Below are 12,386 nucleotides of genomic sequence, written 5' to 3'. Positions count from 1 at the left end.
GGCGAGTATGGTCCTCTCAATTTTTTATAATGGAATAGAAAAGACGAGTCTCCTTTCTTTTTACTTAGGCTCGTCTTTTCTTTCTGACTTATTAGTTAGTTTTGATATTTACAGAAACTTTATTCAGCTTCTCTTTTTAGTAAAACGCTTACTTTGTATTTATGTAGACAATATTCGTGTTATAAGAATAAAGCCATTGCTACTTCATTGATGTGTCAGTAATATTATTGACATATTTAGTTAAACAAAGGATGATTTTAATGGAAATTCAAATGGTACAAAATAAAGCAAGTGCAAAAAAATATTTATTCTTAATTACATGGCCAATTTTTATCGAAGTCTTTTTACAGATGCTGATGAAACTGACGGATGTCTTTATGTTGAGTTTCGTATCCGATGAAGCTGTGGCTGCGGTCGGTGTGGTCAATCAGTTGATGACGTTTATGTTCGTGCTCTTTAACTTTACTGCGATGGGTGCGGGTGTCGTTGTCTCACAATATGTCGGAGCGAAAAAGCTCGACTCGGTGAAGAAGACGATCACTACGGCCTTAACGATCAACTTTTTGTTTGGCTTATGCGTGAGTTTGTTTGTCGGTTTTAACAGAGCCTTTCTGATCAATTTGTTTTCATTGGAAGCAAATTTACTTGCGCACGCGAACAACTATATAGCGATCGTCGGTTTTGCATTATTTGCTCAAGCAATGATTTTGACGATCTCTTCTATACTACAAGCCATGGGCTATACGAAAGACGTCATGAAGTCTGTCCTTATCATGAATGTCCTCAATGTCTTTGGTAATTACGTCTTTATCTTTGGAGCTCTTGGCTTCCCGGAACTTGGCGTGACGGGTGTTGCCATCTCAACGGCTGCTGTCAGAATCGTCGTGATGCTGGGCATGTTGGTTATATTATTCAAATGCTCCCCTGTAGCCATCTCATTTAAATCTTTTTTTAAAATGGAAAAAGAGTTTGCCGATAAAATATTAGGGATCGGTATCCCTTCTGCCGGCGAACAGTTATCATATAATATGAGTCAAATCGCATTGACTGTAATGATCACTACGCTCGGCGCAACTGCATTAGCTACTCGTGTTTATATTTTTAGTTTCATGTCGGTACTGACGGTCTTCTCACTGGCCATAACTAAAGGGATGCAAATCTTTATCGGACAACTTGTCGGTGCACAAAAACAGGAAGATGCCTACCACTATATGTTGGCGGGTCTTAAAGTCGCCCTTGTTATCACACTTATTATCGGCAGTTTTTTCGCCGTATTTGGCACACAAATATTCAGTTTATTCAGTTCCAATCCGAATATCGTTGCTTTAGGTTCTGTGATCCTAATCATGGAATTAATCATTCAACCGGCACGAACGGGGAATCTAGTCATCATAAGCGCCTTGAGAGCCGCTGGAGATGCCAAGTTTCCAGTTATGATCGGTATCACAGTCATGTGGGGAGTCCTGGTGCCGCTTGGCTATCTGTTCAGTATTCATCTGGGACTCGGTTTACCCGGCATCTGGATGGCGATGATCATAGATGAATGGATCCGAGCAAGTTTGATGTACCTAAGATGGAAGAACAAGCGGTGGATAGGAAAGTCACTGGTTTTATCACATTAACATCCAAATATCTAAAGGGCTGTGACAGCTGTCATAGCCCTTTTCTTATACCAGCACTCTAACCAATAAAAAAACTGCAGGAAGTCAGATTTGAGCTGATTTCCTGCAGTTTTTATTTACCTTATTACACTTGTGCAAGCGTTGTGACGATATATTGGTTCAAGATAGATTTGATCACTTCAATATTTCCAGATTCATTTTCGATCTTATCGATTCCGAAAGCATAGTCTTGTAATTGCTTGAAGTTGATATTGCCCTCAACGATGTCTTTACCTATTCCCTGGTTGTAAGAGCTGTAACGTTTGTCGACGATAGAATCCAGTGCTTTATCATCGATTAGGCGTTGAGCCACTTTAGCACCGATAGCAAAGCTATCCATACCTACGATGTGCGCTTTGAATAGATCTTCAGGTTTGAATGACGTACGACGAACTTTAGCATCAAAGTTTAATCCACCGCTTTTCAAGCCGCCATTTTTCAAGATCTCATACATTGCCAAGGTTGTCGAATATAAGTCTGATGGGAATTCGTCTGTGTCCCATCCTAAGTGTGGGTGACCCTGGTTGGCATCCACAGATCCCAGCATGCCATTGATACGTGCGTAATTTAATTCATGTTCGAAAGTGTGTCCGGCAAGTGTTGCGTGGTTTGCTTCGATGTTGAATTTAAAGACATCCTGCAAACCGTATTTTTGTAAGAATGCAAAACCATGAGCCACGTCATAATCGTATTGATGTGTGGTTGGTTCTTTTGGTTTAGGTTCGATCAGGAATTGAGCATCGAAACCGATTTCTTTCGCATAGTCGTTTGCCATATGGAAGAAACGTGCCAGGTTGTCCAGTTCAAGACCCATATTGGTATTAAGTAAGCTTTCATACCCTTCACGTCCACCCCAGAATACGTAACTCTCTGCACCTAAACGTTTACCGACTTCCAAACCTTTTTTAACTTTGGCAGCTGAGTAGGCAAATACGTCCGCATTGTTTGAAGTTGACGCCCCGTGAACGAACATCGGATTGGAAAAGTTATTGACTGTGTTCCAAAGTAATTTCACTTTGCTGTCTTTCATGTAATCTTCGATCATATCCACGATAATGTCCTGGTTCTCAAATGTTTCTTTCAAGTTTTTGCCTTCAGGAGCGATATCATGGTCGTGGAAGCAGAAATAAGGAACCCCTAATTTTTCAAAAAATTCAAATGACGCTTCAACACGCGCTTTTGCTTTTTCCATTGGATCAGAATATTTATCCCAAGGACGTTGTGCTGTGCCAACACCAAATGGATCGTTTAAATCTGCCGTAAACGTATGCCAGTAAGCAACGCCGAAACGCATATGCTCCTCCATAGATTTACCGTTGATTTGTTCTTCAGGGTTGTAAAATTTAAAGGCCAATGGATCCTTTGATTGAGCACCAGCGTATTTAATTTTACTTACATTATCAAAATATGCCATTTATATTATCTCCTTTCGTTTACTGAAATCGTTAGTTGGTTTAACTTACTAACAAACTATAACGTATTATGGAAACGGTGTCAACTGCTTGTGGGAATTATTTCGATTAGTTGCATGAAAATACTCTCACAATCATATTGGAAGCGCTCTGTAATTGACTGTGTTATAATTTCACTAGATAAAAGAAAGGAGTTTTTAAATATGAACGATCAACCTTATTCAGCTAGAAACCCTAATCTTCCGGTGGATGCTGCAGCATATAAAAATGTTAAAGGCGGCCTACCTAAAGCTGAAGATGAAGTAGAAAAAACCGAAACTGAAAAAGAACAGGACACTGCGCCTGAGGATAAAAAACCGTTTAATTTAGATAAAGTAGACGCATTAAAAAAAGCGAAAGAAGAAACCAGCGACACTAAAGATAATTAAATACTGATAGCTAAAAAAGCCGTCCCCGTTAAATATAAACGGGGACGGCTTTTTTAGTGTGCCTGAGCTTAACGTTAACCACTCAATGCTGTAATTTTTCTGTTCTATTCTAAAGAAGTGCACGCAACTCTTGACACTGAGTTTTGAACCGGCTTCTCTTTTCTACTTTACTATAGAAATTCAATGGTCTGTTTTCCTAAAATAGGATTAGTATAGGTGCGACAATCAACTTCATAAAGTTCTTTGATGACCGCTTCCGTTAAAACTTCTTCAGGCGTACCTTCTTTAATTATCCTTCCGTCTTTCATAGCATACAAATAATCCGTAAAGCGTGAAGCTAAATTCAAATCATGTAAAGCGGCCAATACACCGATCGGCAGGGCACTGACTGTTTTTAAAATACTCAGTTGGTGTTTGATATCTAAATGGTTGGTGGGTTCATCCAACACCAGGAATTTAGGCTGCTGCACCAAAGTTCGGCCTAAAATCACCCGCTGTTTTTCCCCACCGGACAGTGACAGGAAACTTCTATCCGCCAATTTACCCAAGTCCATTTGACGAATGACTTTTTCAACGATCTCATGATCCACAGCGTTATCTCTTTCCATCAACCCTTTGTGCGGTGATCGCCCAAGCAGCAACATCTGGCGGACGGAAAAGTCAAAATTGACTTGGTTAAACTGTCCCACCACGCCCATTTTTTTTGCGAGCTGTTTGTTTGAAAGTTCCTGAACATTGTCGTCATCCAACATAATGATCCCCCTGTCGGGTTCGAGTATTTTCGAAACGCTTTTCAAGAGCGTTGATTTTCCGCAGCCGTTCGGTCCGATCAAACCGACAAATTGATTCTGACTTACATGCAGGGAAATATCTTGAATGATTTGCTGGGATGCAATAGACACCGAAACATTTTCAACAGTTAAATTCATTGTTACCCTCCAAACTCGTAGCCTTTTTTAACAAAAATATAAATGAACAGCGGTGCACCGATCAGCGATGTCAAGATACCAATGGGTAATTCGACCGTTGGCAGGATGATGCGTGACAGAATGTCGGACCACACCATGAACAAGGAGCCTGAAAAGACAGATAACGGCAAAAAGTATCGATGATTGGATCCGACGATGCCACGGATCATATGCGGGATGATCAAGCCGACAAAGCCGATCATCCCGGTGTTTGCAACAATAATACCGGTCAGGATCGAAGCGATGACTAAATACAGTTTACGGTAAAAACTCAAATTGACCCCGAGCGAGATCGCTGCTTCATCACCCAACAGCATGATATTTAAAATACGTTCTTGTGTTAAAAAGAACAGGAAACAAATCAAGACAACGGTGGCTGTCAAGGGTAGTGTGGACCAGCTTGCTCCAGCTAAGCTCCCCATCATCCAGAAAGTGACCGACCGAATCCCTTCCGCATCGTTAGCTATATAAATAATGAAATTAGAAAATGCTGTAAACAGCGCGTTCAAAACCATTCCGGATAAAACCAGTTTGATGGAATTCACTTGTCCGCCTACATTCGATAAAAGCAGGACAAGAAAGGCAGCCGTCACCGCACCCAGGAATGCCCAAAAAGACAAACCCAACTGAGCGAGTAAGCTGGTTCCACCAAAGCCAATCATTATGGCAAAGGTCGCACCCAGAGATGCGCCAGACGAAATGCCTAAGATGTAAGGATCTGCGAGTGGGTTTTGGACCGTTGTCTGCATGACTGCACCGGCTAATGATAATCCCATCCCCGTTAGCATAGCTAAAAGGACTCTTGGAAAACGGATTTGCCAGATGATATTCTCATAGGCGCCTGATGACAGGTTGGATAGATCGCCGATCAGTCCGCCTGACAGATTTTTAGTCAGTATCTGAAAAGATTCGGTGAGAGGCACCGCGACTTGTCCGACCGTGACGCCAATCCCCACCGATAGAATGATCAATACGGTAAAGAGGAGCAAACTCATATAAAATAATTGGCGTTGTTTGTCGATGCGGTTCATCACTTTCTTCCTTCCCGGCTACGAATTAATTTGTTGAATACACTTGTGTGCTGAGTTTTTCCATTCCGGTTAAAATCTGGTAACCGTAGCTCCAGAATTGATTGTAATCGATGGTATAAACACGGTCTTCCTGGATAGCTGTCAAGCTGGAAAGTGCCTCATTGGCTTTCAGATCAGCCATACTATCTTCTGGCGCACGTCCGCCAGTGTAGTTGACCATTAACAATACATCCGGGTCAGCTTCAAGTAGCGCTTCAACACTGATTTCACCCGCTGCGTCTGCAAAGGTATTGTTCAAGTCCATGTAGCTCAATGCATCGTTTAAGTAAGTGTCTGCTGCCCCGCTGTAAATATCCACGTTAGTGCCTTCTGCCCCAAAGATGTAGGCATAATCAAGCGGCTCTTGATCTTCAGGTACACCCGCAACAAGGGCGTCCATGCGTGTCTGCACATCATCTGAAAATTCTTGTGCGTTCTCTTCAACTGTAAATAATTCCCCTAAATTGTCAATGTCCGCATACAGATCATCGAAGGTTGCACCAGTCGTTGAAGTCGCTTGAATATAGGTTTGAATATCCAGCTCATTCAATTCTTCTACTGTGCCCGTTCCCCATTCTGCATTCGAAAACAGCTGGCCTCGTCCCACGACGATATCCGGATCAGCCCCAACGACCAATTCTTTCCCGACATAGCCTTCTGCCAATACCGGTATACTGGAGAAATCCTCAGCCACTGCTTCATCGCCTGCACCGTATAATGCGGCTACGCCCGTGATGTCATCAGCTAATCCAAGTTGCAGCAGTAATTCCGCTGTTCCCTGGTTATTGGCAACGATCGATTCCGGACGGGATTCGTAGGTTATTTCTTTTTCAGAGAATTCAGCACCTTCTGAAGATACGGTGTAATTGTCCAGTGTCAACGGAAAAGCTGTTTCTTCTGTTTGTTCAGTCGGCTCCTCATTATCTGTTGTATTTGTCTGATCTTCTGTAGAATCTGTCTGCCCACATGCGCCCAGCAACAAGGCTGAAGCCGTTACGAGTCCTAAGTATTTCGTCATTTTTATCTTGTCCATTTTTTGTTCCTCCATTATATTATTTATTTTTTTGTTCGGTTGCATATTGTTCCCAGACTGTCGCCACTTTTGGTTTCAGTTTATCGGCATAGGTCGAGACGGTCCCCATTGCATTAGCCTGTTGATCGATGTACGTTTTGGCAGCATTAACGGCATTGACAGCATCATGAAACGCTCCGGCTATCAAATGGACTTTCCCTGGATATTTTGCAGCGTCGCCTAAGGCAAAGACCCCCGGAATTGCGGTTTCCGTCTGCGGTGAAGCTTTTACATAATAGTCATCATAGACTTCCAGTCCGACATCATTTTGCTCAAACAACTCATTTTTCCGGTTAAAGCCATGACACACGATCACTTCATCCACTGAAAGTGTTTCTTCTCTATTGGTCTCTTTGTCTTGAAGCGTGATCGTCTCGATACTGGAACCATTAGGAGTGAGTTTTTTACTGATCAAATCGGCTTGTAATATACACGTCACCGGTCCACTCAATACTCTTTCCACTTCCGCTTCATGTCCTTTGAATTCTTCCTGTCGATACACCAGAATGACCTCTTTGGCGATCGGTGCTAGGGTATTCGCCCAGTCGATAGCTGAATTGCCGCCGCCAGAAATAAAGACTCGCTTATGCTTCATTGCTTCAAAATCAGTCACCGATACATGCACGTTATTCAAAAGTTCGCCATTGTTGGTGAAAAAAGGTGTAGGAATGGGGTCCAGAATGCCGTTACCCATTGCCAACAGGAGTGTTTTGGTTAAGTAGGTGCTGCCTTTCGTCGTGTGTATCTGAAAATTCCCATCCGTTTCTTTTGTTATCCCGTCGATTTTCTCGCCGGTACGGATCGTCGGCTGGAAGGTTTTCGCCTGATCGATCAGATGCTGGATGACTTGTCCAGCAGGCATCGGCGGGATCCCACCGACATCCCAGACGATTTTTTCGGAATACAGATTCAATTTACCTCCCAGATACGGCTGAGCCTCGATCAGCTGAACCTTCATCGCGCGTAGTCCTGAGTAAAAGGCACTGTAAAGCCCCGCCGGTCCTCCACCGATTATCGTCACGTCATATACTTCCATGGTATCTTCCTTTCCAGAACACGTCGCCACTTTATTAACACATACTCTCTTTTAATCAACATTATAAACATCCAAATGATTGGATCGATAGTAATTAGTTTTATAATCGACTCGCTTATTTTAATTGAGAATGATTTTCATTACCAATTATATGATGAATCAGGACTAAAGTAAATAGTAATGAGATTTTTTTCACAAAAGAGTGGATAATCTTCAAGAAACCATTATCTCTAACGGTACCCTTTGAATAACTGAATCCGTATTGAGAGGATTTCCTATAACGTTTTATAGATAAATATGATTGAAAAACCCAAGCAGTTCATGTCGGAATTTGCTCATTCAACTCTTCACTTTTGAATGGTGTTCACTTTTTTTATTTAGATATCCTGGAATATCACCAACCGTTTCTTCAGTCTTTTTAGATATTCAGTTTACTTTTTTCGTTTCAATCCCAACACGGTAAATAAACCGAGTGCCAGTCTGACTGATTACAGACTGACACTCGGTTTATTTTATTTTCTTGAAAAAAGTGACGCTCATCCTTACCTGGCTTTGTTACTTTAAATGAAACGTAAATGGAAGCAACGGTAAGGTCGTTTTAGTATCAAATACGTACCCTCGCGGATCGTTCCGCCAGGCATACCGCACGTCTGTTATCGCATCTGGCTCAAGCGTTTTTGGTATAAAGCAGTGCAGCTCAGCCTTGTCGATCTGTGCAATTTCAATCGCCAGCCACTTGCCGCCCGATTTAATTTCTATCTCAGGCATCTCTTCTGTCAAAGCAAGCTCACCTTGCAGCCCTTTCACTTTCAGCGCGACTGATTTTTTTGACTTGCTGATGTCTCTGATTTCCAAATTTGTATACGACTCTCCAATGCCATAGTCTCTGTTTAATGCTACTTGCGCCAGTCTGAGTGCGGGTGTTTTTTTATTGTATGGATGCAGGTCATTGGAAAGTCCACAGTCATATGCCGGAATCATCTCGGCATTGTCAATCAAAAAACGGGCCCCATCCTGATCATGACGCAATGCCGCCCACTTCCTGTTGTCACTGCCTACAGCCGGATCGACATAATTAGCCAGCTGCACGTAGTAAAACGGCAAGTCTTTTTTAAAGAGAGCTCTCCAGTCCTGAACCATCCGTACCATCAATTCTTTATAACCTGCTGGTTGCTTGGCGTTTGATTCACCATGATAAAAGAGTGCCCCTTTAAAGGCAACATCTTTTAGCGGAGACAACATGCCTTTATATAATACCGCTGGTTTGTAATGCAAAAACAGCATCGGTGTGATCGGTTCTTTCCGGTACCCGATCCGATATGACCACTCGCCTTCAAGCGGAATGCTTTCGTCCTCTAATTCGACCTGATACGGAAATCCCGGTATGAAGCCACCATTCCCAGCATCGATCATTAACCGGATGACCAAAGTGTTGGTCCCTAGCTTTAACTTTTCTTTATCAAAGTCGTATTTGCGCGGCGGATAGCGGTAAGACGTTGCGCCTACTTTTTCACCGTTCAGATACGTTTCATCTCCGTTGATCAGTGAACCCAGGCGCAGTCTCCACCGTTCTGATCCAAGCTGTTCTTCCGTTACTTCAATTTTTTTGCGAAACCACACCATACCTGAAAAACCGGCTAAGGCTGTGTCTTTAAACATGACCGGCAGTTCCAGCGGTAACCAGTTTGAAGTATCCAGGTTCTCTGCCATCCATTTCGGTGAGTCCAGTATCCCACGGTCATTGTTGTGAAGGTCTTCATACCACTCTTGATTTATTTTGAAGTCTTTCCGGATTTCTTTTTCGACATTTTCCGGATCTCTCCAGTAATCCATTTCTTCATCGTAACCACCCTGTTCATGCAGTGTCTCTTCACTCATCCACGCTTCAATCGGCGTGCCTCCGACAGCTGTGTGGTAGATACCGATGGGCACGTCTAACTTTTCATAGAGCCGTTTCGCATAAAAGAAACCGAGAGATGAAAAATCCTGAATGTTTTCTTGGGTAGCTGTTTTCCAGTTCCCTTGATGCAGCCATTCTTTTGGTTTGTCAAAAACAGGATCCATTTCCAGATGAAACTGACGAATCAACGGATAATCTGCCGCATCAATTTCTTCCTTGAATTCATCATAAGTCTGGTTTACGGATAATTCCATATTGGATTGCCCACCCAAAAGCCAGACTTCTCCGACATAAATATCTCGTATCACTTTTTGACTTGTCCCTGTTATATGTAATGTATACGGCCCGCCCGCTTGTCTGGGTGGAAAGGTTACCGACCACAGACCGGAAGCATCAGATGCCGTTTCAACTGTTTCCTCATCAAAACTGATAGTTAATGGGGTTCCAGTTACATCTTTTCCTCTGACGACAAAAGGATCGTTTTGCTGCACGATCATGCCTTTACTGATATATCTCGGTAACCATAATGTCTTGTCTGTGTTCATCGTCATTCCCTCTTTTCGTTTGAACTTTCAACACCTCACTTATTATTATAATCGAAACACTTCTTTTTTGATAACATCTTTCACCCTTATCACTTATGCCTTCTTCATAAAGACTTTTCAATTCTCTCAAGAGACTGATCATAGTAGCCCTTTCAGCATCCTACACGCAGATACTCTCGATATATCATTTTAAATGAGACAAGCATCTGGGACAAAATTCTCAAAAAAAAAAGACAGTCTCAAAACCCTGAACGATTAGGTTTTAAAACTGGCTTTATTTATATCTATCTATTAAAACTAGCAAAAGCGCGGCTACTTTTCATAAAAATACTTTGTCCCAAACTTCTTTTCGGTATTTATCCATTAGTCGTTAGCAGTCACTAATTTGTGAGAAAGGTCTTTGATCGTCGGATAAACCTCTTTGTAATTGGCGTAAACTTTGTCGTATTGCAGAGCAGCTTCAGCGTCTGGCTGTACTTCTGATTTGTAATTGACAAACACTTTTGAGCAGTCTGCAAAGGAGTCAAACCAGCCGGCTCCAACGGCAGCAATCATCGCAGAACCCATGGCCGGTCCCTGCTCTGTTTCGAGCGTGACGACCGGTGTATTGAAGATGTCGGCCTGCATTTGTAGCCAGTCCGGATTTTTAGCGCCTCCACCGACTGAAACGATTTGTTTGAAATCTTTATTTGAATGTTTTTTCATCAATTCAAATGAATCTCTCAGTGAGAAAGTGATACCTTCCAGAACAGCACGAGCAAAATGGTCGCGTGTGTGTGCAATATCCATACCCAGGAAAGTTCCTCGGATATTACTGTCTGTATACGGTGTGCGTTCGCCTGAGATATAGGGCGCAAAGAGCAGTCCGTCAGATCCAGGTTTGATGTCCTTGACACCTTTTAGCAGTTCTTCAAAACTTTCGTTCGGTGCAAAGGTTTGTTTGAACCAGCTCAAACTATTTCCGGCAGCCAGGGTCACGCCCATGGTATAGAAGGCATTCGGGACGACATGGTTGAAGTAATGCAGGTGACCGTTATAGTTTTTATCGCCTGTTTCTTCATATGATAAGAAGACCCCGGATGTCCCGATACTTGCCATACCTTGATCTGGTCTTACGATCCCCGCTCCCACTGCCGCACACGGGTTATCCGCACCGCCAGAAAAAACCGGCACACTATTTAAAAGACCCAGTTCTTCTGCCAGGTCAGCATCCAAGTCACCGATCTTATCCTGCGACTGAATGAGACGTGGAAAGAGTGATGATGGAACAGCTAATTTCTCAGCGATCTCTTTGCTCCATTCACGTGCTTCCACATCTAATAGTAACGTGCCCGCTGCATCGGAGTATTCCATCTGCTTGCTTCCCGTTAAACAAAAGCCTAAATAATCTTTTGGTAACAGGAACGTCGCCACTTTGGCCCAGATAGCCGGTTCGTTTTCTTTGACCCATAACAGTTTAGGTAAGGTGAATCCTTCCAAAGCTTTATTTTTAGTGATAGCGATCAAGTTATCAATTTTTTCGGTGATCGTGACACATTGCTCAGTCGTACGCACATCGTTCCATAAAATGGCATTGCGCAGGACGTCATCTTTTTCATCCAGCAAGACAAGTGAATGCATCTGTCCTGAAAAACTGATCCCTTCCAAATTATCCTTGACATCTAGAGTTGACTTGAATATTTCTGCCATGACCTCTTTGGCTGCTCTGAACCATTCTTTCGGATCCTGTTCGCTGTATCCCCGCTTAGGTGTCAGTAAAGGATAATCAGCCGATGCTTCATCAACGATTTTGCCTTCTTTATTGACTAAAATCCCTTTCAAACTACCCGTTCCTAAGTCTAGACCTAGTACATAACTCATTGTCACACGTCCATTCTCTGTATTTTTTAAGTAATAAAAAGGAGACGGCCTAAACAGGTAAGCTCCAATCTGCTTAGCGTTGATGGCTTTCCTTTTGTAGTCGGTCCCCTTCTTATGTTTATATCGTGTTTATTTTGATGTACCGGTCTGACCTAAGGCGGGTTTGCTGGCGCCACTGGTTTTGTCTTTATTCCAGTGCCGTGCTTGAGTCCAGTGGTCACGTGTGTCCTCTGCTTCTTCATATCGGAAGTAATCGAAATCAGCTGCTACATGCATGCCGCTTGTATCGATACAGCTTATGCCTACAAAAGCTCCGGTAAAGAAGCCAGATTCCTGGATATATTCATCAGACAGTTTACTTTATACAAGTTAAACTAGTTTCCCACTTACAAAAAATGATTTTCTTACTCTCAAAAGGGTTATGCAACCTACAC

General features: G+C 42.6%; 10 protein-coding genes. 2 read left to right on the top strand and 8 right to left on the bottom strand.

All coding sequences use genetic code 11. The annotated features are described in order from the left end of the window. The first annotated feature begins 260 nt into the window (after positions 1 to 260). The gene (locus AX762_RS05445; protein WP_083432828.1) at positions 261 to 1,622 is read left to right on the top strand and encodes an MATE family efflux transporter; all 1,362 of its coding nucleotides are present in this window, start codon (positions 261 to 263) and stop codon (positions 1,620 to 1,622) included. Between the two features lie 124 nt (positions 1,623 to 1,746). Here the strand turns inward: AX762_RS05445 and xylA are convergent, their stop codons facing one another. Further along, positions 1,747 to 3,075, bottom strand: coding sequence for a xylose isomerase (gene xylA, locus AX762_RS05440; protein ID WP_071848147.1), 1,329 nt, complete (start codon positions 3,073 to 3,075; stop codon positions 1,747 to 1,749). Between the two features lie 201 nt (positions 3,076 to 3,276). Here xylA and AX762_RS05435 point away from each other — a divergent pair, with 201 nt between their 5' ends. Continuing rightward, positions 3,277 to 3,501 carry a hypothetical protein gene (locus AX762_RS05435; RefSeq protein ID WP_071848146.1) on the top strand — a complete coding sequence of 75 codons (225 nt, stop codon included), beginning with the start codon at positions 3,277 to 3,279 and terminating at the stop codon, positions 3,499 to 3,501. 170 nt (positions 3,502 to 3,671) lie between these two features. Here the strand turns inward: AX762_RS05435 and AX762_RS05430 are convergent, their stop codons facing one another. The 7 genes from AX762_RS05430 to AX762_RS13235 all read right to left on the bottom strand — a co-directional run bounded on the left by AX762_RS05430 (position 3,672) and on the right by AX762_RS13235 (position 12,306). Further along, the gene (locus tag AX762_RS05430) at positions 3,672 to 4,430 is read right to left on the bottom strand and encodes an ABC transporter ATP-binding protein (RefSeq protein WP_071848145.1); all 759 of its coding nucleotides are present in this window, start codon (positions 4,428 to 4,430) and stop codon (positions 3,672 to 3,674) included. 2 nt (positions 4,431 to 4,432) lie between these two features. Then, positions 4,433 to 5,500 (bottom strand): iron ABC transporter permease, encoded by a 1,068-nt coding sequence (locus AX762_RS05425; RefSeq protein WP_071848144.1) that lies wholly within the window; start codon positions 5,498 to 5,500, stop codon positions 4,433 to 4,435. Between the two features lie 25 nt (positions 5,501 to 5,525). Continuing rightward, positions 5,526 to 6,572 carry an ABC transporter substrate-binding protein gene (locus AX762_RS05420; protein WP_071848143.1) on the bottom strand — a complete coding sequence of 349 codons (1,047 nt, stop codon included), beginning with the start codon at positions 6,570 to 6,572 and terminating at the stop codon, positions 5,526 to 5,528. Positions 6,573 to 6,591: 19 nt separating this feature from the next. Then, on the bottom strand, positions 6,592 to 7,647 hold the full coding sequence (locus tag AX762_RS05415; protein WP_071848142.1) for an NAD(P)/FAD-dependent oxidoreductase: 1,056 nt from the start codon (positions 7,645 to 7,647) through the stop codon (positions 6,592 to 6,594). A gap of 555 nt (positions 7,648 to 8,202) precedes the next feature. Next, on the bottom strand, positions 8,203 to 10,092 hold the full coding sequence (locus AX762_RS05410) for a sialate O-acetylesterase (protein ID WP_071848141.1): 1,890 nt from the start codon (positions 10,090 to 10,092) through the stop codon (positions 8,203 to 8,205). Positions 10,093 to 10,455: 363 nt separating this feature from the next. Beyond that, positions 10,456 to 11,952: a xylulokinase gene (gene xylB / locus AX762_RS05405; protein ID WP_071848140.1), complete on the bottom strand. Its 1,497-nt coding sequence runs from the start codon at positions 11,950 to 11,952 to the stop codon at positions 10,456 to 10,458. Between the two features lie 129 nt (positions 11,953 to 12,081). Continuing rightward, entirely contained in the window at positions 12,082 to 12,306 is a 225-nt protein-coding gene (locus AX762_RS13235) for a hypothetical protein (RefSeq protein WP_305728181.1), read from the bottom strand. Positions 12,307 to 12,386: the final 80 nt, after the last annotated feature.

The organism is Alkalibacterium sp. 20 (assembly GCF_001885615.1).
In the GTDB taxonomy this organism is placed as follows: Bacteria; Bacillota; Bacilli; order Lactobacillales; family Carnobacteriaceae_A; genus Alkalibacterium.
Note: the sequence above shows the minus strand (reverse complement) of the source record. Positions and strands in the feature narration are given on the sequence as shown.